Annotated in this window: 23 protein-coding genes; 12 read left to right on the forward strand and 11 right to left on the reverse strand. The window is 72.2% G+C overall.

Translation table 11 applies throughout. The features are described from left to right. Nucleotides 1–64 precede the first annotated feature (64 nt). Together IEY71_RS00685 and IEY71_RS00690 are read left to right on the forward strand one after the other, a co-directional pair. Nucleotides 65–523 (forward strand): DUF2871 domain-containing protein, encoded by a 459-nt coding sequence (locus tag IEY71_RS00685; RefSeq protein ID WP_189083403.1) that lies wholly within the window; start codon nucleotides 65–67, stop codon nucleotides 521–523. A gap of 133 nt (nucleotides 524–656) precedes the next feature. Further along, nucleotides 657–857 (forward strand): hypothetical protein, encoded by a 201-nt coding sequence (locus tag IEY71_RS00690; RefSeq protein WP_189083404.1) that lies wholly within the window; start codon nucleotides 657–659, stop codon nucleotides 855–857. Between the two features lie 87 nt (nucleotides 858–944). Here IEY71_RS00690 and IEY71_RS00695 read toward each other — a convergent pair whose 3' ends face one another. From IEY71_RS00695 to paaI, 3 genes are all read right to left on the reverse strand, one after another. Then, nucleotides 945–1,574, reverse strand: coding sequence for a TetR/AcrR family transcriptional regulator (locus IEY71_RS00695; protein ID WP_189083405.1), 630 nt, complete (start codon nucleotides 1,572–1,574; stop codon nucleotides 945–947). A 44-nt stretch (nucleotides 1,575–1,618) separates the two neighbouring features. Next, complete coding sequence (gene paaK / locus IEY71_RS00700) at nucleotides 1,619–2,956, reverse strand: phenylacetate--CoA ligase PaaK (protein WP_373292237.1); 1,338 nt, start codon at nucleotides 2,954–2,956, stop codon at nucleotides 1,619–1,621. A 64-nt stretch (nucleotides 2,957–3,020) separates the two neighbouring features. After that, the gene (paaI, locus tag IEY71_RS00705) at nucleotides 3,021–3,437 is read right to left on the reverse strand and encodes a hydroxyphenylacetyl-CoA thioesterase PaaI (protein ID WP_189083406.1); all 417 of its coding nucleotides are present in this window, start codon (nucleotides 3,435–3,437) and stop codon (nucleotides 3,021–3,023) included. A gap of 154 nt (nucleotides 3,438–3,591) precedes the next feature. On the opposite strand from paaI, the gene paaA reads away from it, so the two are divergent. From paaA to IEY71_RS00730, 6 genes are read left to right on the forward strand one after another with little or no spacing between them, the layout of a single operon-like run. After that, entirely contained in the window at nucleotides 3,592–4,599 is a 1,008-nt protein-coding gene (gene paaA / locus IEY71_RS00710) for a 1,2-phenylacetyl-CoA epoxidase subunit PaaA (RefSeq protein ID WP_189083407.1), read from the forward strand. Next, nucleotides 4,599–4,988, forward strand: a complete 390-nt coding sequence (gene paaB / locus IEY71_RS00715; RefSeq protein ID WP_229781470.1) for a 1,2-phenylacetyl-CoA epoxidase subunit PaaB — start codon at nucleotides 4,599–4,601, stop codon at nucleotides 4,986–4,988. The genes paaA and paaB overlap by 1 nt, the downstream gene beginning before the upstream one ends. Further along, a complete protein-coding gene (gene paaC, locus IEY71_RS18250; protein ID WP_229781471.1) occupies nucleotides 4,985–5,872 on the forward strand; it encodes a 1,2-phenylacetyl-CoA epoxidase subunit PaaC in 888 nt (295 codons plus the stop codon). The genes paaB and paaC overlap by 4 nt, the downstream gene beginning before the upstream one ends. Next, nucleotides 5,869–6,396 (forward strand): 1,2-phenylacetyl-CoA epoxidase subunit PaaD, encoded by a 528-nt coding sequence (gene paaD, locus IEY71_RS18255; protein ID WP_229781472.1) that lies wholly within the window; start codon nucleotides 5,869–5,871, stop codon nucleotides 6,394–6,396. Before paaC ends, paaD begins: the two co-directional genes overlap by 4 nt. Beyond that, nucleotides 6,396–7,625 (forward strand): 1,2-phenylacetyl-CoA epoxidase subunit PaaE, encoded by a 1,230-nt coding sequence (gene paaE, locus IEY71_RS00725; protein WP_189083408.1) that lies wholly within the window; start codon nucleotides 6,396–6,398, stop codon nucleotides 7,623–7,625. The genes paaD and paaE overlap by 1 nt, the downstream gene beginning before the upstream one ends. Nucleotides 7,626–7,676: 51 nt before the next feature. Next, nucleotides 7,677–8,462 carry an enoyl-CoA hydratase/isomerase family protein gene (locus IEY71_RS00730; RefSeq protein ID WP_189083409.1) on the forward strand — a complete coding sequence of 262 codons (786 nt, stop codon included), beginning with the start codon at nucleotides 7,677–7,679 and terminating at the stop codon, nucleotides 8,460–8,462. 33 nt (nucleotides 8,463–8,495) lie between these two features. Here the strand turns inward: IEY71_RS00730 and IEY71_RS00735 are convergent, their stop codons facing one another. After that, nucleotides 8,496–9,539, reverse strand: coding sequence for an ADP-ribosylglycohydrolase family protein (locus tag IEY71_RS00735; RefSeq protein WP_189083410.1), 1,044 nt, complete (start codon nucleotides 9,537–9,539; stop codon nucleotides 8,496–8,498). Beyond that, nucleotides 9,529–10,551 carry an ADP-ribosylglycohydrolase family protein gene (locus tag IEY71_RS00740; protein WP_189083411.1) on the reverse strand — a complete coding sequence of 341 codons (1,023 nt, stop codon included), beginning with the start codon at nucleotides 10,549–10,551 and terminating at the stop codon, nucleotides 9,529–9,531. The genes IEY71_RS00735 and IEY71_RS00740 overlap by 11 nt, the downstream gene beginning before the upstream one ends. 159 nt (nucleotides 10,552–10,710) lie before the next feature. Here IEY71_RS00740 and IEY71_RS00745 point away from each other — a divergent pair, with 159 nt between their 5' ends. From IEY71_RS00745 to IEY71_RS00760, 4 genes are read left to right on the forward strand one after another with little or no spacing between them, the layout of a single operon-like run. Continuing rightward, on the forward strand, nucleotides 10,711–11,736 hold the full coding sequence (locus IEY71_RS00745) for a LacI family DNA-binding transcriptional regulator (RefSeq protein ID WP_189083412.1): 1,026 nt from the start codon (nucleotides 10,711–10,713) through the stop codon (nucleotides 11,734–11,736). 3 nt (nucleotides 11,737–11,739) lie between these two features. After that, complete coding sequence (locus IEY71_RS00750) at nucleotides 11,740–13,089, forward strand: ABC transporter substrate-binding protein (protein ID WP_189083413.1); 1,350 nt, start codon at nucleotides 11,740–11,742, stop codon at nucleotides 13,087–13,089. After that, a complete protein-coding gene (locus tag IEY71_RS00755) occupies nucleotides 13,086–14,009 on the forward strand; it encodes a carbohydrate ABC transporter permease (protein WP_229781473.1) in 924 nt (307 codons plus the stop codon). Before IEY71_RS00750 ends, IEY71_RS00755 begins: the two co-directional genes overlap by 4 nt. Then, the gene (locus tag IEY71_RS00760; RefSeq protein WP_229781614.1) at nucleotides 14,006–14,926 is read left to right on the forward strand and encodes a carbohydrate ABC transporter permease; all 921 of its coding nucleotides are present in this window, start codon (nucleotides 14,006–14,008) and stop codon (nucleotides 14,924–14,926) included. Before IEY71_RS00755 ends, IEY71_RS00760 begins: the two co-directional genes overlap by 4 nt. Before the next feature lie 337 nt (nucleotides 14,927–15,263). On the opposite strand, the gene mnhG is transcribed toward IEY71_RS00760, so the two are convergent. From mnhG to mbhE, 6 genes are all read right to left on the reverse strand, one after another. Continuing rightward, entirely contained in the window at nucleotides 15,264–15,611 is a 348-nt protein-coding gene (mnhG, locus tag IEY71_RS00765) for a monovalent cation/H(+) antiporter subunit G (protein ID WP_189083414.1), read from the reverse strand. Further along, nucleotides 15,608–15,880 (reverse strand): MrpF/PhaF family protein, encoded by a 273-nt coding sequence (locus IEY71_RS00770; RefSeq protein WP_189083415.1) that lies wholly within the window; start codon nucleotides 15,878–15,880, stop codon nucleotides 15,608–15,610. The genes mnhG and IEY71_RS00770 overlap by 4 nt, the downstream gene beginning before the upstream one ends. After that, nucleotides 15,877–16,506 (reverse strand): Na+/H+ antiporter subunit E, encoded by a 630-nt coding sequence (locus IEY71_RS00775; protein ID WP_189083416.1) that lies wholly within the window; start codon nucleotides 16,504–16,506, stop codon nucleotides 15,877–15,879. Before IEY71_RS00775 ends, IEY71_RS00770 begins: the two co-directional genes overlap by 4 nt. After that, a complete protein-coding gene (locus IEY71_RS00780) occupies nucleotides 16,503–18,095 on the reverse strand; it encodes a Na+/H+ antiporter subunit D (RefSeq protein ID WP_189083417.1) in 1,593 nt (530 codons plus the stop codon). The genes IEY71_RS00775 and IEY71_RS00780 overlap by 4 nt, the downstream gene beginning before the upstream one ends. After that, on the reverse strand, nucleotides 18,092–18,577 hold the full coding sequence (locus tag IEY71_RS00785) for a sodium:proton antiporter (RefSeq protein WP_189083418.1): 486 nt from the start codon (nucleotides 18,575–18,577) through the stop codon (nucleotides 18,092–18,094). The genes IEY71_RS00780 and IEY71_RS00785 overlap by 4 nt, the downstream gene beginning before the upstream one ends. Next, on the reverse strand, nucleotides 18,574–19,696 hold a 1,123-nt coding region (gene mbhE, locus IEY71_RS00790; RefSeq protein WP_189083419.1), incomplete at its 5' end, for a hydrogen gas-evolving membrane-bound hydrogenase subunit E. The genes IEY71_RS00785 and mbhE, both read right to left, overlap by 4 nt.

Raw genomic sequence — 19,696 nt, forward strand, 5'->3', positions numbered from 1 at the left:
ACCGGAGCAGACTGCTCGTGGGCCCGCCAGCGACGGGTCCGATCGCGAACCGGAAGGACGCCCCATGAACCGCCTCTTCACCGCCGCCGTCGTCTACCTCGTGCTCGGGCTCGGCTCCGGGCTGTTCTACCGCGAGTTCACGAAGGCCAACGACTTCGTCGAGGGCGGCGCGACGCAGCTCTCGGTGGTGCACACGCACCTGCTGACGCTCGGCTTCCTCGCGATGCTCATCGTGCTCGCCCTGGAGAAGGCGTTCACGCTGAGCGCCTCGCCGCTGTTCGGCTGGTTCTTCTGGGTCTACAACGCCGGGGTGCTGCTCACGAGCGCGATGATGGTCTGGCACGGCTCGCTGACCGTGCTCGGCCAGGAGTCGAACGCCGCGATCGCCGGCGTCGCCGGGCTCGGGCACATCGTCGTCACGGCGGGACTGGTGCTGCTCATGATGGCGCTGCGGAAGGGCATCGTCGCGGCGAAGGCCGTTCCGGCCGGCGGTGCGGATGCCCCGTCCGAGGCATCCGTCTGAGGCATCCGTCTGAGGCATCCGCCTGAGAGCGCCCGACCATCTGAGGCGCCTGCGCCGCAGGAATAGGGCGATCCTCCGATGCCGGGTGCCCACCTCAGCGCCGAGGCTGAGTGTCGACGAACAAGGAGTCGACATGCACATCTCGGAGACGGTGTTCCCGCACCTCGTGGCGGCGGCGGACGAGCGGATGGTCCGTGAACTCGAACAGCGCCGGGTGGTCGCCGAGCGGCAGGCCGAGGCGCAGCCGGGGCAGCAGCCCGTCGCCGGCGGGGCCGCCCGGCCTCGGCGCGGCTGGCTGCGGCGCCACCCGGCCCGACGCGCCCTCGGCGCATGACGTCAGTATGTGCGGGTGGCGGCGGTCCCGCACCCGCCGATACTGACGTCGTGCCGGCCGGAGAAGGCCGGGGCGGGCGGGTCGGGCTCAGCCGAGCAGTTCCTCGACGCGGTTCGAGGTGGGCATGCGCAGGCCGTCGAGCGCGATCGCGATGACGTCGTCGGCGAGGCCGTCGGCGTTCTCGCGGCCGCCGGGCCGGTACCACTCGACGATCGAGTTGATCATGCCGAAGGCGAGCCGCGAGACGACGCTCGCGTCGATGTCGCTGCGCAGCGAGCCCTCGCGCTGGGCCTCGGCCACGAGCGCCGTCACCCGCTTGTCGAAGTCGCGCCGACGGGCGAGGGCGCGCCGCTCGACCTCGGTGTTGCCGCGCACCCGCAGCAGCAGCGTCACCGAGGGCAGTTGCTCGACGAGCACGTGCACGGCGCCGCGCAGCACCCGGTCGAGCCGGTCGGCGGCGCGATCGGCGGTGAGGGCGGCGTCGGCCACGACGGCCTCGAGCCCGCTGAGGGCGGTGTCGAGCGCCTGCTCGAGGATCTCGTCCTTCGACGCGAAGTGGTGGTAGATCGCCGACTTCGAGAGTCCGAGCCGCTCGGCGAGCACGCCCATCGAGGTGGCGTCGTAGCCGTACTCGTTGAACGCGGTGACGGCGACGTCGAGGATGCCCTGCCGGTCGTACCCCGGGCGCCCGCGACGCATGCTCTGGTTCTCGGTCATCGGCATCAGTCTCTCACCAGGGCGCCGCCCCGCGGCATCCGCACTCAGCGCAGGTCGTAGACCCGCTGGTACTTGCCCTCGCTGCGGGGCAGCGCGCCGGGCTCCTCGAGCCGCACGGCCACCGTCGAGCCGATGTGCACCTTGATCCGCTCGGCGAGCACGACCGTGGCCGCCTCGCACGTCTCGACCGACAGCGCGGGGTGCCGTTCGATGCGCACCGTGAGGGCGTCCATGCGCCCCTCCCGGCTCAGCTCGAGCACGAAGTGCGGCGTGAGCTGCTCGATGCCGAGCACGAGCTCTTCGATCTGCGTCGGGAACAGGTTCACCCCGCGCAGGATGATCATGTCGTCGTTGCGGCCGGTGATCTTCTCCATCCGCCGCATGCCGGGGCGCGCGGTGCCGGGCAGCAGCCGGGTGAGGTCGCGCGTGCGGTAGCGGATGACGGGGAACGCCTCTTTCGTGAGCGAGGTGAACACCAGCTCGCCGCGCTCGCCGTCGGGCAGCGGCGCGCCCGTGTCGCCGTCGATGATCTCGGGCAGGAAGTGGTCCTCCCAGAGGTGCGGGCCGTCCTTCGTCTCCAGGCACTCGTTGCCGACGCCGGGGCCCATCACCTCGCTGAGCCCGTAGATGTCGAGCGCGTCGAGGCCGAGGCGCTGCTCGAGCTCGTGCCGCATCTCGTTCGTCCACGGCTCGGCGCCGAGCACGGCGACCTTGAGCGAGGTCTCGCGCGGGTCGATGCCCTGCTCGGCCATGCAGTCGGCGATGGTGAGCAGGTAGCTCGGCGTGCAGAGGATGGCGTCGGGCTCGAAGTCCACGATGAGCCGCACCTGGCGCGCGGTCTGCCCGCCCGACATCGGGATCACGGTCGCGCCGAGCGCCTCGATGCCGGCGTGCGCGCCGAGCCCGCCGGTGAAGAGCCCGTAGCCGTACGCGTTGTGCACCTTCATGCCGGGGCGGATGCCGCTCGCCCGCAGCGAGCGGGCGACGAGCGAGCCCCAGCGTTCGAGGTCGCCCTTCGTGTAGCCGACGACGGTCGGTCGCCCGGTGGTGCCGCTCGAGGCGTGGATGCGGGCGACGTCGGCCATCGGCACGGCGAACATGCCGAAGGGGTAGGTCTCGCGCAGATCGGCCTTCGTGGTGAAGGGCAGGCGGGCGACGTCGGCGAGCGAGCGGATGTCGCGCGGGTGCACGCCGGCCTCGTCGAACTTGCGCGTGTAGAGCGGCACCCGCTCGTACGCGTGCGCGACGGTGCGCTGCAGCCGCTCGAGCTGCAGGGCCTCGATGCCGGCGCGGTCGAGCCGCTCCTCGGGGTCGAGTTCCTCGGCGGCGGGGGCGTGCAGCCCGGAGACTGAGGTGGGGCGGGGGAAGGTCGTCGTCGACACTGGGTGGCTCCTGAGGGTGGGAGGTGCGGATGCTGGATGCGGTGGCGGGTCCGGCGGGCCGGGCTCAGAACGTCCGGTTGGTCGAGATGGAGCGGCCGCGGAACTCCGCGACGGCCTCGCCGTGCTCGTCGACGACCGACACGTCGTAGAGCCCCGTGCGGCCCGAGCGGGTGCGGCGCACCGCGGTGGCGGTGAGCGTCTGGCCCGGCACGGTGGACTTCAGGAAGGCGATGTCGGCGCCGGCGGCGACCGTGACCCGCTCGTCCTCGTTGCAGGAGATGGCGAAGGCCGTGTCGGCGAGGGCGAACACGATGCCGCCGTGCGTGATGCCGAAGCCGTTCGTCATCTCCTCGCGCACGACCATGCTGACGACCGCGTGGCCGGGGTCGTCGCGCTCGACGACGAGGCCGAGCCAGGCGGCCGCCCGGTCGCGCTGCATCATCTCGCGGTTGATCGCGGGCTCCGTCGCGGCATCCGTCATCTGGCACTCCTCGTCGAGTTCAGCGCGCCGTTGCTGCGGCGTCTGGATCGACTATATACTAACTGAACGATCGGTTGGTAATATCGGATGCCACGAGCGCCCGCGCTCCACGGCCACCCGCACCCGGCCGTCCGCAGAGACACAGGAGTCGACGATGACCGCACCAGCAGAGCTCCGCCGAGCGAGCGAACCGGCCCAGCCCACCGCCGACGAGCTCGCCGGCCAGGCCGCCTTCGACGAGCTCATCGCCGCCGACTCCCGCATCGAGCCCCGCGACTGGATGCCCGAGGCGTACCGCAAGACGCTCATCCGGCAGATCAGCCAGCACGCGCACTCCGAGATCATCGGCATGCAGCCCGAGTCGAACTGGATCAGCCGGGCGCCGAGCCTGAAGCGCAAGGCGATCCTGATGGCCAAGGTGCAGGACGAAGCGGGCCACGGCCTCTACCTCTACTCGGCTGCGCAGACCCTCGGCATCGGCCGCGAGGAGATGATGCGCCAGCTCATCGAGGGACGCGCCCGCTACTCCTCGATCTTCAACTACCCGACGCCCACCTGGGCCGACATGGGAGCCATCGGCTGGCTCGTCGACGGTGCCGCGATCTGCAACCAGGTGCCGCTCTGCCGCGCCTCCTACGGGCCCTACGGCCGGGCGATGGTGCGCATCTGCAAGGAGGAGTCGTTCCACCAGCGGCAGGGCTTCGAGATCCTGCTCGAGCTCATGCAGGGCACCGAGGCGCAGCGCGAGATGGCGCAGGACGCCGTGAACCGCTGGTACTGGCCGAGCCTCATGATGTTCGGGCCGCCCGACGACGAGTCGCCGAACTCCGCCCAGTCCATGGCGTGGAACATCAAGCGCTTCTCCAACGACGAACTGCGCCAGCGCTTCGTCGGCATGCTCGTGCCGCAGGCCGAGGTGCTCGGCGTCACCCTGCCCGACCCCGAGCTGGCCTGGAACGAGGAGCGCCAGGCCTACGACATGAGCGAGATCGACTGGACCGAGTTCCACGAGGTGCTCGCCGGCCGCGGGCCCGCGAACGCCGAGCGGCTGCGCCGCCGCCGCGAGGCGCACGAGGCGGGCGCCTGGGTGCGCGAGGCCGCGGCCGAGTACGCGCGCAAGCAGGCGGACCGCGCCGCCGAGCTCGCCGGGGCGGTGGCGTGATGTCGACGCCGGGCGCTTCGACGGGCGCAGCGGGCCAGGTCGGCGCTTCGACGGGCTCAGCGGGCCAGGCGCGCTCAGCGGGCCAGGCGGGCGCTTCGACGGGCGCAGCGGACCAGTGGCCGCTCTGGGAGGTCTTCGTCCGCGCCGGACGCGGGCTCAGCCACGTGCACGTCGGCTCGCTGCACGCGCCCGACGCCGAGCTCGCCGTGCGGAACGCCCGCGACCTCTACACCCGCCGCGGCGAGGGCGTCTCGATCTGGGTCGTGCCCGCCGACGCCGTCACGACGAGCGACCCCGACGCGAAGGGCGCCTTCTTCGAGAGCCCCGCGGGCAAGAACTACCGGCACGCCGTGTACTACACGAAGAGCGAGGGGGTGAAGCACCTGTGACGCCTGCGCAGGATGGCGCCCTTCGACCGGCTCAGGGAACGGCGGACGTCTCGGTCGAGCGGCTCGCGCTCGCCGAGGAGCTGGCCGGCACCGGCTCGGCGTCCGGTCCCGGCGACGACGCTCGAATCGCGCCGCCCGAGACGGCCGAGTACGCGCTCCGGCTCGGCGACGACGCCCTCGTGCTCGCGCAGCGGCTCGGCGACTGGATCACCCGCGCCCCCGAGCTCGAGGAGGACGTCGCGCTCGGCAACATCGCGCTCGACCTGATCGGCCACGCCCGCTCGCTGCTGCACTACGCCGGCACCGCGACGGGCCGCAGCGAGGACGACCTCGCCTACTGGCGCGACGAGCCGGAGTGGCGCAACGCCTGGCTGTTCGAGCAGCCGAACGGCGACTTCGCGTGCACGATCGCGCGGCAGCTGCTCGCCTCGTGCTACTGGTTCGAGCTCTACACGGCGCTCTCGGCATCCACCGATCCGACCCTCGCCGCCGTCGGCGCGAAGGCCGTCAAGGAGGTCGACTACCACCGCGACCATGCGGCGCAGTGGACGCTGCGGCTCGCGGGCGGCACCGAGGAGTCGCGCCGCCGCATGATCCAGGGCGTGGCCGACGTCTGGCCCTACCTCGACGAGCTGTTCGAGGACGACGAGCTCGTCACCCGGCTCGCCGCCGACGGCGTCGCCGTGCTGCCCTCCTCGCTGCGGGCCGGCGCGGAGGCGGCGATCGCGCAGGTCTTCGCCGAGGCGGAGCTCGAGCCGCCCGCCGGGCGCACCGCGTTCACCGCCTCGGGCGGCGGCCGACAGGGGAAGCACACCGAGCAGCTCGGCCCGCTCCTCGCCGAGCTGCAGGTGCTCGCCCGCCAGCACCCGGGGGCGTCGTGGTGACCGCGGAGGCCGTCGCCCGGCCGGTGCCGAGCGACCCGGCGGCGCGCCGGGCGTGGGCGGTCGCCGCGACCGTTACCGACCCCGAGATCCCGGTGCTCACGATCGAGGACCTCGGCGTGCTCCGCTCGGTGGAGCTCGCCGCCGACGGGGCGGTCGAGGTGCGGCTCACCCCCACCTACAGCGGATGCCCCGCCCTCGACGCCATGCGCGACGACGTGCTGCTCGCCCTGACCGCGGCGGGCTACGCCGAGGTGCGCGTCGAGCTCGTGCTCGCCCCCGCCTGGACCACCGACTGGATGAGCGACGCCGGCCGCGAGAAGCTGCGCCGCTACGGCATCCAGCCCCCCTCCGGCCGCGCCGCCGCGCGCGACGCCGGACCGGTGCGGCTCGCGCTCGCCGTGAAGTGCCCCCGCTGCGACTCGCTGCACACCCGCGAGCTCGCCCGCTTCGGCTCGACCTCGTGCAAGGCGCTCTACGAGTGCCTGGACTGCCTCGAGCCCTTCGACTACTTCAAGGTGCTCTGATGGCCGCGCGCAACCTCGGATCGACGACCCAGGCGACCGCCGCCACGACGGCGCCCGGCCAGGACCTCGCGACGGCGTCGGCGCTGCTGCGCTCGGCCGTCGGCGGCGAGGCGCCCACGAAGCGCCCGCGCGCCCGCTTCCACCGCCTCACGGTCGCCGAGGTGCGCCGGCTCACGGCGGATGCCGTCGAGGTGACCTTCGCGGTGCCGGCCGAGCTCGCCGCGGAGTACGACTACCTCCCCGGCCAGTACGTCGCGCTGCGCAAGGAGCTCGGCGGCTACGAGCGCCGCCGCAGCTACTCGCTCTGCCGTCCGCCGGAGCCCGCGCCCGACGGGGGCGGCACCAGCATCTCGGTGGCGATCAAGCGCGACCTCGGCGGCATCTTCTCGAGCTGGGCCACCACCGAGCTCGCGGCGGGCGACGAGCTCGACGTGATGAGCCCCCAGGGCACCTTCACCTCGACGCTCGCGGAGCTCGACGGCAAGCACATCGTCGGCATCGCCGCGGGCAGCGGCATCACCCCGCTGATGGCGCTCGCGCACGCCGTGCTCGCGCGCTCGGCCGACGCGACGTTCGAGCTCGTCTACACGAACCGCTCGACGCTCGACGTGATGTTCCTCGAGGAGCTCGCGGAGCTGAAGGACCGCTACCCCGCGCGCCTCGCGCTGCACCACGTGCTCTCCCGTGAGCAGCGCACCGCGCCGCTGCTGTCCGGCCGCATCGACGCCGAGAAGCTCGACGCGATGCTCGAGCACCTGATCCGGCCGGAGACGGTCGACGAGTGGTTCCTCTGCGGGCCGCTCGAACTCGTGCAGCTCGCACGGGACGCGCTCGAGGCGAAGGGCGTGCCGGCCGCGCGGGTGCGGTACGAGCTGTTCACCACCGACGCCGACCGCGGGGCGGAGCCGCGCAGCGGACGCCCGGTCGAGATCGTCGCCGGCGAGCAGACGATCACGATCGAGTTCACCCTCGACGGGCAGTCGTCGACGGTCGAGAGCCCGGTCGCCGCGAACGAGAGCATCCTGAACGCGGCACTCCGGGTGCGGCCGGACGTGCCGTTCGCGTGCGCGGGCGGCGTCTGCGGCACGTGCCGCGCCCGGGTCGTCGATGGCAGCGTGCAGATGACCGAGAACTATGCGCTCGAGCCCGAGGAGCTCGAGCGCGGCTACGTGCTCACGTGCCAGTCGCATGTGAAGGGCGAGCGGGTGACGGTGGACTATGACGTGTGAGCCGGCCGGCGCGGCCGGCGCGCTCTGCGCTCGCCGAGTGAGGGGGGACGGATGATCCGCTTCGAGGTCGACGGCGGGGTGGCCGAGCTCGTGCTCGACGCCCCCGACAAGCTCAACGCGCTCGACGAGGGCGCGCTCGGCGAGTTCGCGGCGGCGCTCGCCGAGGCCGAGCGGCTCGCCGACGCGGGGGAGCTGCGCGCGCTCGTGCTGCGCGGCGAGGGCCGGGCGTTCTGCGCCGGGCGCGACATCTCCCGCGTCGACCCCCGCGAGGACGACGTCGAGGGCTACCTCGGCGGGCTCGTCGAACCGCTGCTGCAGCGACTCGCCGGGCTGCCGGTGCCGACGTTCGCCGTCGCGCACGGTGCGTGCCTCGGCGTCGGGCTCGGCCTGCTGATCGCGAGCGACATCGTCTACGTCGCCGACACCGCGAAGATCGGCTCGCCGTTCGCCGCGCTCGGTGCGACGCTCGACTCCGGCGGGCACGCGCTGTTCTTCGAACGGCTCGGCGCGCACCGCACCATGGACCTCATCGTCACCGGCCGCCTGATGACGGGGGAGGAGGCGGTCGCCGCCGGCCTCTTCTCGCGGGTGTTCCCGGCCGAGGAGGTGCTCGGTGCGACCCGCGAGGCCGCCCGCGCCGCGGCATCCGGGGCGACCCTCGCGTTCGTCGCGTCGAAGCGGCTCATCGCCGCCCTCCGCGACGAGCGGCTCGGGCTGTGGGCCTCGATGGCCGAGGAGAACCGGGCGCAGGCGGCGCTCTGCGACACCGCCGACTACCGGGAGGGCTTCGCTGCGTTCCAGCAGAAGCGCCGCCCGGAGTTCACCGGCCGCGCCTGACGGCCTGCCCGGGCCGGGCGCACGCCTGGCGGGTCAGCGCGTGGCGCGGTCGGCGACGGATGCCTCGAGCTCCGCGGCCACGGCCGACACCCGCTCCCCGGCGAGGGCCGGGTAGCAGACGCCCTCGACGCGGTCCACCGCGGCGGGCCACGCCTCGCCGAACACCTCGGCTCCGTGCGCCGCGCCGAGCAGGGCGCCGACGAAGGCCGGCACGCTGTCGGACTCGCGGGCGAACAGCGTCGCGTTCGCGAGCGCCTGCTCGGGTCGCTCGCCGTCGGCGCGCAGCAGCAGGAAGGCGATCGGCAGCGTCTCGGGCGCGGTGCCCGGCTGGCTGTAGCGGCGCGGGTTCAGCTCGGCGAGCAGGCGCGGCAGCTCCAGGATCACCGAGGCCGGGGCGATCCGGGCGGCGGCGCGGAAGCCCTCGGCGAGCCAGGAGTCCGCCGGTACGAGCGCTTCGGCGTCGTCGAGCGCCTGCGCGATCGGCGCGCCGACGGCGAGCGCCGAGACCGCGGAGGCCATGCAGGCCGCGGCCCACACCCCGTCGCGGGCGTGCGTGATCGAGGCCCACTCGGTCGCGGCCTCGGCCGAGGCGGCCGGGTCGCCCGCGTGGAACAGGCCCCAGACGACGCCGGCGGCGACCGCGCTGTCCGAGGCATCCGCCGGACCGTCGTTGCCGGTCACCGGGGGGACGAGTCCGCGCTCGGCGTTGATGATGGCCGAGCGCTCGGCGATGCCGGTCCAGACGTCGTCGCCCGCCGTCAGGCGGCGCCACTCGGCGAAGCGGCGCGTCGAGGCATCCGCCGTCCCGGCCGTCGTGAGCGCGACGCGGGCGGCGAGCACGGCGGTCTCGGTGTCGTCGGTGGGAGCCAGCCGCGCGCCGTCGACCGTCGTCGCGTCGAAGGGGAGCAGGGGCTTGGCGACCCGGGCCTCGTCGAGCTCGGCCGAGCCCGCCCAGAGCCGGCCGCGCACCCAGGGCGAGCGCACGGCGCGGTGGTAGTCGGCGGCGAGCCCGAGGGCGTCGCCGACGGCGAGTCCGAGGAGGGCGCCGTGGATGCGGTCTGCGCGGTCAGCCGACACTGGTGGTCCTTTCGTCAGCAGGGGCGGCAGCAGCAGGGGCGGCAGCGGCGGGGGAGCGTTCGAAGAGCCCGTCGGCGAGCTCGAGCAGCTCGGTGCCCGCGGTCGCGAGGATGCAGCGGCCGTGCACGCGCACGACCTGCTCTCGCCACTCGACGGGCATCGCCTCGAAGCCGCACATCGCACCGGCCAGCGCCCCGTTCATGGCGGCGATCGTGTCCGAGTCGCGGCCGATGTTCACGGAGGCGATGACGGCGTCGACGAAGTCGCCCTTCGCCGCCTCGTAGAGGCCCATCGCGAGGGCGAGCGCCTCGGGGGCGGCGTCGGCCCAGGGGTAATGGAAGAGCGAGATCTCGCGGTAGAGCTCCGGCGCGGCATCCTCGGCTCGGTCGTAGCGGGCGCCGATGGCGAGCGCGCGGGCGACGAGGCGTCCGGTCCACGAGTCGGCGGGCAGTGCCGCGACGACCGCGTCGACGACCTCGCGGTGCGAGTCGGCGACGAGCGCGGTGGCGACGCCGGCGGCGACGGCCTCGGCGGCGTAGACGCCGTCGACGGCGTGGCTGACGCTCGCGTCGATGCGGGCGAGGCGGCGCGCCTCGGCGGGGTCGCCGGCGGCGAGGATGCCGATGGGTGCGACGCGCATGGCGGCGCCGTCGCTCCACCGCTCGTAGTTGCGCAGGCCCGTGGCCGGCGGGCGGAGGCCCGCGGCGAGGTTCGCGATCGCGACCATCTCGCTGAAGCCCGCGCCCGCGAAGCCGCCCTGCTGCTCGGCGACGGCGGCCGTCCAGGTGGCGGCGACGTCGTCGGCGGTGAGTTCGAAGCCGCGCGCGAGGAGCGACTGGCCGGTGAGCACCGCGTACTCGGTGTCGTCGGTGCCGGCGGCGTCGGGCAGCAGCCCGGTGACCCGGCCGAAGCGCCGGGCGATCTCCTCGATGGTCATGCCCTCGGTGGGTGCGCCCATGGCATCGCCGATGGCGAGACCGATGAGCGCCCCGCGAGCTCGATCGCGGCTCATCCGTTTCCACATCGTTTTGCGTGCATGCTGGCCACTATAGGCGACCGGCTCGCGCTGTCTAGTCCCGGATTTCCCGGGCGCATTGACAAGCTGGCGAAGATGACGGATGCTTGCTCTCGTCAAACACGCAAAACGTTATGCGGACAGGGAGGTCGGCACGTGACGCAGAAGTCCGGCATCGCCGCGGTCGCCGAGACCGCCGGGGTCAGCGTGTCCACCGTCTCGCAGGTGCTGAGCGGCAACCGCCCCGTGAGCGAGGCGACGCGCGCCAAGGTGAACGCCGCGATCGCCGAGCTCGGCTACACGCCGCACCCCGGGGCCCGCAGCCTGCGCAGCCGTCGCACCGAGTCGATCGCCCTGCTCGTGCCCGACATTACGAACCCCTTCTACCCGCTCGTCGCCGTCGGCATGCAGGACGTGCTGCTGCCCGCCGGCTACCTGCTCTCCATCCTCGACGCCGGCAGCCAGTCGGGCACCGGGCGCCTGCTCGGCCACGTGCTCGAGCGCCGCTTCGACGGCATCGCGCTGCACATCGACGGGCTGTCCGACGCCGACCGGGCGCGGCTCGCCGAGTCGGGCACCCGCGTCGTCGCCCTCGGCCGGGACATCGGCATCGAGGGCAGTGACTACGTCGAGTCCGACGACGCCGGCGGCTTCGCGAAGCTCGGCGAACACCTGCTCGGCACCGGCCGCCGCCGCATCGGCTTCATCGGCGGCGAGGAGGAGTCCGACCCCTCGCGCCTGCGCCTCGGCGGCCTCCGCCAGGCGTTCGCCGGCGCCGGGCTCGACTACGACGACGCGTCGACCGTCTTCACGAGCTTCACCCGCGACGGCGGCCGCGACGGCGTCGCCGCCCTCTACGAGCGCCGCACCGATTGGGACGCGATCGTCTGCGCGAACGACCTCATCGCGATCGGCGCGATGGACGAACTGCGCCGGCGCGGCCTCAGCATCCCCGACGACGTCGCCGTCACCGGCTACGACGACATCGACGCCGCCGCGCTCGTGCACCCCAGTCTCACCACCGTGGAGAACCCCGCCCGCGAGATCGGCCGCACCGCCGCCCGACTCCTGCTCACCCGGCTCGCCGGCGACGGCGACGACGCCCCGACGCAGCACATCACGCTGTCGACGCGGCTCGTCGTGCGCGACTCCACGACCTCCCCCATCCCCCAGGAAAGGTAAGCAATGCACCAGAAGTCGAAGCGTTGGGGCGCCGCAGTGGCCCTCATCGCCGCCGGCGGCCTCCTCGCCGGCTGCGCCTCGTCCGGCTCGTCCGGCGACGTCACCTACTGGTCGGCCTTCGTCTCGAAGGACACCGAGCGCTACTACCAGGAGCACTACGTCGACGCGTTCAACGAGCAGTCCGACGACGCCAAGGTGAAGATGGAGGTGAAGCAGCTGCAGAACCTGGGCTCGCTCACCGACACCGCCGTCTCCGCCGGTCGCGGCGCCGACGTCGTCTACTCGGCGGGTCCCTCGAGCGCCCTCGGCTTCGCCTCGGCGAAGCGCATCGACGCGCTCGACGACTACGCCGCCGAGTACGGCTGGGCCGACAAGCTCCAGCCCTGGGCCTACCAGGCGAGCCAGGTCGACGGCACCCTCTACTCGGTGCCGGTCGAGTACGGCTCGATCGTCATGTACTACAACCCCGGCGTCTTCGAGGAGCACGGCTGGACCGTGCCGACCACGCTCGCCGAGTTCGAGAAGGTCGCCACCGAGGCGCAGGCCGCCGGCATGATGCCGGTCGGCGCGGGCAACAGCGGCTACCAGGCGCAGAGCGAGTGGTACCTCTCGGCCTTCCTGAACATGGCCGTCGGGCCCGAGAAGCTCTACCAGGCGCTCACCGGCGAGGCGAAGTTCACCGACCCCGAGTTCGTCGACGCGATCACCCTGTTCCAGCAGCAGATCGACAAGAAGTGGTGGGGCGGCGGCAAGGACCGCTGGTTCACGAACACCGACACCGACCTGTTCACCGGCCTCGCCGACGGCACCGTGGCGATGTACATCACCGGCACCTGGTCGTTCGGCGACGCGGGCCGCTACTTCGGCGAGGCTGCCGGCAACGACGCCGAGTGGGACTGGGCGCCGCTGCCGTCGCTGAGCGACGACGTCGCCCCCGGCGTCTACCCCATGGCGATCGGCACCTCGCTCTCGGTGAACTCCGCGTCGAAGCAGGCGGATGCCGCGGCCGAGTACATCGACTTCGTGATCGACGACCCGGCGCGCTCCTACGACTACCTCGCCGCGACCGGCCAGAACCCGCCGCCGCTCAGCGACCTCGCGTCGATGCCCGACACCGTCGACGAGCGCTCCGCCCGGCTCTACACCGAGGCGCCCGAGAGCGGGAACCTCGGCTACGCGAGCTGGACGTTCTTCCCCGCGGCGACCGACACCTACCTGTGGTCGGAGTTCGACAAGATCATCACGGGCGACCTCACCCCGCAGGCCTACCTGGAGGGGCTGCAGAAGGTCTTCGACGGCGAGCTCGCCGCCGGCAAGGTGATCACCCCCTTCGAGCCGGTTCCGGGCGCGTGACCTCCGCGACCGCCAGGATCGGGGCGGGGCCGGCCGTGCGCCGGCCCCGCCGCCGGCGTCGCCTCGTGGCGTGGCTCTTCATCGCGCCGCTCGCGATCGTCAATCTGCTCGTGATCGGCGGTCCGGGGCTCTCCTCCCTGCTGTTCTCCTTCACCGACTGGGACGGCCTCGGCCAGGCCAACTTCGTCGGCATCGACAACTACGTCGAACTCTTCCAGAGCCCGAACGTGCTGGCCGCGATCTGGCACAACCTGCTCTGGACGCTCTTCTTCCTGATCGTGCCGATCAGCATGGCCCTGCTCGGGGCGTTCCTGCTCTCGCGGCTCCGCCGCGGCCAGGTGCTGTTCCGCACGCTGTACTTCATCCCGTACGTGCTCGCGACGATCGTCTCGGCCACGGTCTGGCGGCAGATCCTGAGCCCGGATGCCGGCATCGGCGCCGCGCTCGCGAACCTCGGCTTCGACGGCCTCGCCGGCGTGAACTTCCTCGGCGACCCGAGCCTCGCGCTCGGCTCCGTCGCGTTCGTGAACAACTGGCAGTGGTGGGGCTTCCTGCTCGTGCTGTTCCTCGCCGCGATGCAGGGGGTCAACCCGGCGCTCTACGAGGCGGCCCGGCTCGACGGCGCGAACGCGTGGCGGGAGTTCTGGCACATCACGCTGCCCGGCATCCGGCCCACCCTGATGTTCCTCGTGCTGATGACCGTGATCTGGTCGTTCCTCGTCTTCGACTACGTCTACATCCTGACCCAGGGCGGCCCGGCCGGCTCGAGCGACGTACTCGCGACGGTGCTCTACCGCACGGCGTTCTCGGAGCAGCGCGCGGGCTACGCCTCGGCGATGGCCATGCTGCTCTCCTCGATCAGCGCGGTCGTGGTCGCCGGCTACCTCATCCTCCGCAAGAAGCTCGATTGGGACGTGTGATCCGCGTGCAGACCGACACCCTCACCGCCCCCGCCGCCTCGCGGCGTGCGGCTCGCGCCGCGGCGCGGCCCCCGCGCCGCGCCGGCTTCCGCCCGGACCACCGCCCCCGACGGCCGTTCAGCGTGCTCATCCTCGTGGTGCTCGCGTTCTACGCGACGGGACCGCTCGCCGTGTTCGTCTTCAACTCCCTGAAGTCGCCCGCCGAGATCAGCCGCTCACCGATCGGCCTGCCGAGCGAGTGGCGCTGGGAGAACTTCGCCACCGCCTTCGAGGACGCGAACATGGGCCAGGGGCTGCTGAACAGCGCGATCATCGCGGTCAGCACGGCGCTCGGCGTCTGCGTGATCGCGAGCATGGCGGCGTACGCGATGACCCGGCTCGACCTGCCCGGCAAGAGCGCCTGGATCCTCTACATCCTGGTGTCCACCTCGGTGCCGATCCAGCTGTTCCTCGTGCCGCTGCTCTCCTGGTGGTCGACGCTCGGGCTCTACAACACCCAGTTCGGCCTCATCGTCATCTACTGGGCGGTGTACTCGCCGTTCGCGACGATGCTGCTGCGCTCGTTCCTGCTCACCATCCCGAAGGAGTACGAGGAGGCCGCCCGCCTCGACGGCGCGGGCGAGTGGCGCCTGTTCACCCGGGTGATGGTGCCGATGATCTGGCCGGGCATGCTGACCGTCGCCCTCGTCGCCGGGCTGCAGGCGTACAACGAGTTCCTGCTCGCGGTGACGTTCATCCAGGACAGCCAGCTGCTGCCGGTGTCGCTCTCGCTGTACTCGTTCCAGCAGTCGTACGCCGTCGACTGGTCGCTCGTGAGCGCGGCCGGGCTCATCATGGCCGCGCCGGTGATCGTGGTGTTCCTGCTGCTGCAGCGCCGCTTCATCGAGGGCTACACGCAGGGCGGTCTCGCGAACTAGCGGGCCGCCCCGCGGCCTCCGGCCCACCGAGAGGGTCGCTTTCCGGCGTCCGAATGGGGAATCACCCGACGGGATGTCGCAAAGCGACCCCCTCGATGGCCGGGGCGCCCCGCTCCTTGCTCCTTGCTCCTTGCTCCTTGCGCCCTGCGCCCCGCTCCCAATCGCCGAGGGGGTCGCTTTCCGGCATCCGCACGGCCACTCGCCCAGCGGGATGTCGCAAAGTGACCCTCTCGTGGTTGGTGGCCGGAGGGCGCGCGGCGCGAGGGCGCGTGGGCGCGCCGGAGGGCGGTCTCGCGAACTAGGGGCCGCCCCGCGCGGCGCGCGCGCGCCGGCGCGCTCAGTCCTTCGCGTGCTCCTCGATGTCGCGGCCGAGCTCGTCCTCGATGAGCACGTCGCGGCGCACGTGGTCGGTGCGGTAGGCGCTGCGGCCGAGCATGTGCGCCGTCATCGGCTGGGTGAGCAGCTGGAAGGTCATGATCAGGATGACGGTCGTGAGCACGCCCCAGGTCGGCACCCGCAGCACGATCGCGAGCAGCACCGCGGCGAGGCCGAACACCTGCGGCTTCGTGGCGGCGTGCAGCCGCGTGAGCACGTCGGGGAAGCGGACGATGCCGATGCCGGCCGCCATCGACAGGAACGCGCTCACGAGCACGAGCAGGCCGACGGCGACGTCCGCGGCGTTCACGAGGCGTCCTGCTTCGCCATGAAGCGGGCGATCGAGATCGAGCCGACGACCGCGAACATCGCGAGCACGAGGAGCACCACGAGCGTGTCGGTGTGCCGGTTGATCGCCATCTCGGCGCCGAGCGCGCAGATCGCGATCGCGAGCAGCACGTCGGTCGCGAGGGCCCGGTCGAGGATCGAGGGACCGCGGATGATCCGGTAGACCGCCGCGATGGCGCCGATGCCGAACATCAGCCCGGCGATGATGGAGACGATGGTGAGGAAGGTCATGCGTCCTCCTTCGGGGTGTGGTCGTGCGGCGGTTCGGCCGAGGCGTGCCCGGCGCGCTCGGCCCGGCGGGCCTTGCGGGCCAGGCGCACGTCGACGGCCTGCTGGTGCGTGCCCATCGCGAGCACGATGCGCTCCTCGGTGCCGAGCACCTGGCGCTTCACGCGCTCGACGTCGTCGTGGGTGCGGGTGCCGAGCGCGTGCAGGTAGAGCAGGCCGCGCTCGCGGTCGATGTCGACGACGACGGTGCCGGGCACGACGGAGATCGCCTCGGCGGTGAGCGTGGTGACGAGGTCGCTGCGGGTGAGCAGCTGCACGGCGATGATCGCGTTCGACGGCTTCCACCACGGGGCGACCGCGAGGAACGCGACCTGCAGCGAGGCGAACACGACGTCGAACATCATGCGGAGGCCCAGCAGCAGCCCGCGCCACGGGTTGAAGCGGCCCGAGAGCAGCACCGGGGGCAGGTACAGCGCGCGCGTGACGGTGATGGCGAGCACGACGCCGCTCACGACGGTGAGCACGTCGATGTGGTCCCAGAGCATGACCCAGAGCAGCACGAGCGCGATGAGCAGCGGCAGCTGCCGCCAGACCGCGCCCCAGCGCGACACGTCGTGGGCCTGGCTCATCGCACGCCTCCCGGGAACACGAGGCCGATGTACACGCTCGGGTCGACGAGGTCGGCCGCGGTGCGTCCGGCGAGGTCGAAGAGCGGACCGGCGAAGACGGTGAGCAGCACGGTGATGGCGACGAGCGCGGTCGTGACGACGACCATCGGCACCGGGATGGTGCGGGTGGCGACGGCCGTGTCGCCGCTGCCCTCCCACTCGAGCACCGAGTTCAGCAGGGGCGAGTCGTAGCCCTCGACCTCGTCGCGGTCGCGCCAGAACGCCATGTTCCAGAAGCGGGTGAGCGCGTAGAGCGTGATGAGCGAGGTCGCGGCGCCCGCGGCGATCACCGTCCAGGTGAGCCAGGCCGGCCCGCCGACGGACTCCGGCGCGCCCTCGGCGCCCGCGATGAACAGGCCGAGCTTGCCGAGGAAGCCGGAGAACGGCGGGATGCCGCCGAGGTTCAGCGCCGGGATGAAGAACAGGATCGCGAGCAGCGGCGAGGCCTTGAGGAGGCCCGCGAGGCGGTTGATGGAGGTGGAGCCGCCGAAGCGCTCGATGAGCCCGGTGGTGAGGAACAGCGCCGTCTGCACGGTGATGTGGTGCACGACGTAGTAGATGGTGGCGGCGAGGCCGAGCTCGGTCGCGAGCCCGATGCCGAAGATCATGTAGCCGATGTGGCTGACCAGGGTGAAGGAGAGCAGGCGTTTGATGTCGGCCTGGGTGAGCGCGCCGAGGATGCCGACGAGCATGGTGAGCCCGCCGATGACGAGCAGGAGCGTCGAGACGTCGCTCTCCTGGAAGATCACCGTCTCGGTGCGGATGATCGCGTAGACGCCGACCTTCGTGAGCAGGCCCGCGAACACGGCGGTGACGGGCGCCGGCGCGGTCGGGTACGAGTCGGGCAGCCAGAACGACAGGGGGAACACCGCCGCCTTGATGCCGAAGGCGAGCAGCAGCAGCAGGTGCAGGATGAGCTGCACGCTGTCGGGCAGCTCGGCGATGCGCACCGAGAGCTGGGCGATGTTCGCCGTACCGGTCGCGCCGTAGATGAGCGCGATGGCCGAGAGGAAGAACAGCGAGGAGACGAGGCTGACGAGGATGTAGGTGACGCCCGCGCGGATGCGCTCGCCGGTGCCGCCGAGGGTGAGCAGCACGTAGCTCGCCGACAGCAGGATCTCGAAGCCGACGTAGAGGTTGAACAGGTCGCCCGCGATGAAGGCGTTGAAGACGCCCGCCGACAGGATCAGGTAGGCCGGGTGGAAGATCGACACCGGGGTCTCGCGATGGCGGTCGGCGACGCCCTGGCTCACCGCGTACACGAGCACGCCGAGCAGCACGATCGCCGAGATGAGCAGCATGATCGCGGCGAGCCGGTCGACGACGAGCGAGATGCCGAAGGGCGGCTCCCAGCCGCCGACCTGCACGACGACGCCGGCTCCGCTCGCGTCGACCGTGGCGAGCAGCACCGCCGAGATGACGGCGACGGCGGCGAGCACGCTCGCCGAGACGGCCATCTGGGCGCGCCGGTGCCGGCCGAGCACGAGGGTGACAGCGGCGCCGAGCAGCGGCAGCAGCACGACGAGGGGCACGAGGATCGCGGGGTTCACGGGCGCACCTCCTCATCGGGTCGTTCGGGGGACTGCTCGAACTCCTCGTCGCTCGCGTCGATGAGCTCCTGGATGGCGAGGTCGTCGGCCGCGGAACTGCGGATGAGGCCCTCGGCCTCCTCGACCTCCTCTTCGAGGTCGTCCTCGTCGTCGACCAGGTCGCCCTTCTCGCCCAGCCGGGCCAGCCACCAGGAGCGGTAGATGAGCGCGAGCATGAACGCCGTGATGCCGAGGTTGATCACGATCGCGGTGAGCACGAAGGCCTGCGGCACCGGGTCGGAGATGTCGTCGGCGGTGACGTCGTCGGACAGGAGGGGCGCGAGGCCGGGCGCGCCGCTCATCAGGAAGATGAGGATGTTCACGGCGTTGCCGACGAGCAGGAAGCCGATGAGCACGCGGGTGAGGCTGCGCTCGAGCATGATCGTGATGCCGGCGCCGAAGAGCACGGCCATCAGCACCACGAGGGTCAGCGAGGCGGTCATGCGCGCACCTCCGTCTCGGCGCCGTTCTGCTCGAGTTCGTTCTCCTCCTGCTGACGGTCGACCTCGGCGCCCAGCGAGCGCAGGATGTCGAGCACGAGCCCGACGACGACGAGGTAGACGCCGATGTCGAAGAGCGTCGAGGTGCCGATCGAGATGGTGCCGAGCAGCGGCACCTCGGTCTCGAACCAGCTCGACTCGAAGACGGCGAGCCCGAAGAAGAGCGAGGAGGTCGCGGTGCCGGCCGCGAGCAGCAGGCCGGTGCCGAGCAGGTGGCCCGCGTCGACCGGCGCCGCTTCGCCGAGCTCGTACCGCCCGCCCGCGAGGTACCGGGCGACGAGCGCGAGGCCGGCGAGCAGGCCGCCCGCGAAGCCGCCGCCGGGTGCGTTGTGGCCCACGAACAGCAGGAACACCGAGACGACGATCGCCGGGTGGAAGAGCAGCCGCACGAGCACCTCGATGAGGATCGAGCGCCGTCGCGGCGACAGCGTGCGGCCGGCCAGCAGCCAGGTCTGGCGGGTGGCCGCGGCTTCGGCCGCGGCATCCGACTCGCCTTCGACGTCGGCGAGGCGCGGACGCGCGCCGCCGATGCTCGACGCCGTCTCGGGGACCGGGCGGAGCCGGTTGCGGCGGTCGGGCCGCTCGTCGAGGCGGGGCGCGCCGCCCGTGCGGCCGGAGACGAAGATGAGGCTCGCGACGCCCGTGGCGACCGCGACGAGCACCGAGATCTCGCCGAGCGTGTCCCAGGCGCGCAGGTCGACGAGCATGACGTTCACGATGTTCGTGCCGTGCGCCTCGAGCGCCCGCTCGGCGAGGCCGTCGACGATGTCGGGCGCGGTGCGCGCGCCGAGCGCGATGAAGCCGATGACGCCCATGACCGTGCCGGCGAGCGCGCCGATGAGGGCGCGGCCGAGGCGGTGGACGGGCGGATGCGTCGTCGCGATCTGCTTCGGCAGGCGCCGCATGACGAGCACGAACACGACGAGCACGATCGTCTCGACGAGCGCCTGCGTGAGCGCGAGGTCGGGGGCGCCCGACATGCCGAAGATGAGCACGAGCCCGTAGCCGGTGACGCTCACGAGCAGCACCGCCGTCATGCGCTGCTTCACGATCGCCGCGGCG

This window comes from Agromyces mediolanus, assembly GCF_014648575.1.
GTDB classification, from domain to species: Bacteria; Actinomycetota; Actinomycetes; order Actinomycetales; family Microbacteriaceae; genus Agromyces; species Agromyces mediolanus.

What these genes read in the sequence shown, in the direction of transcription:
- paaA (WP_189083407.1), top strand. Translation starts at nt 3,592, where the DNA reads ATGACCGCACCAGCAGAGCTCCGCCGAGCGAGCGAACCGGCCCAGCCC.
- IEY71_RS00730 (WP_189083409.1), top strand. Translation starts at nt 7,677, where the DNA reads ATGATCCGCTTCGAGGTCGACGGCGGGGTGGCCGAGCTCGTGCTCGAC.
- paaE (WP_189083408.1), top strand. Translation starts at nt 6,396, where the DNA reads ATGGCCGCGCGCAACCTCGGATCGACGACCCAGGCGACCGCCGCCACG.
- IEY71_RS00775 (WP_189083416.1), bottom strand. Translation starts at nt 16,506, where the DNA reads ATGAGCCAGGCCCACGACGTGTCGCGCTGGGGCGCGGTCTGGCGGCAG.
- IEY71_RS00785 (WP_189083418.1), bottom strand. Translation starts at nt 18,577, where the DNA reads ATGACCGCCTCGCTGACCCTCGTGGTGCTGATGGCCGTGCTCTTCGGC.
- paaI (WP_189083406.1), bottom strand. Translation starts at nt 3,437, where the DNA reads ATGACGGATGCCGCGACGGAGCCCGCGATCAACCGCGAGATGATGCAG.
- paaB (WP_229781470.1), top strand. Translation starts at nt 4,599, where the DNA reads ATGTCGACGCCGGGCGCTTCGACGGGCGCAGCGGGCCAGGTCGGCGCT.
- IEY71_RS00740 (WP_189083411.1), bottom strand. Translation starts at nt 10,551, where the DNA reads ATGAGCCGCGATCGAGCTCGCGGGGCGCTCATCGGTCTCGCCATCGGC.
- IEY71_RS00695 (WP_189083405.1), bottom strand. Translation starts at nt 1,574, where the DNA reads ATGACCGAGAACCAGAGCATGCGTCGCGGGCGCCCGGGGTACGACCGG.
- IEY71_RS00685 (WP_189083403.1), top strand. Translation starts at nt 65, where the DNA reads ATGAACCGCCTCTTCACCGCCGCCGTCGTCTACCTCGTGCTCGGGCTC.
- IEY71_RS00750 (WP_189083413.1), top strand. Translation starts at nt 11,740, where the DNA reads ATGCACCAGAAGTCGAAGCGTTGGGGCGCCGCAGTGGCCCTCATCGCC.
- IEY71_RS00690 (WP_189083404.1), top strand. Translation starts at nt 657, where the DNA reads ATGCACATCTCGGAGACGGTGTTCCCGCACCTCGTGGCGGCGGCGGAC.
- IEY71_RS00770 (WP_189083415.1), bottom strand. Translation starts at nt 15,880, where the DNA reads ATGACCTTCCTCACCATCGTCTCCATCATCGCCGGGCTGATGTTCGGC.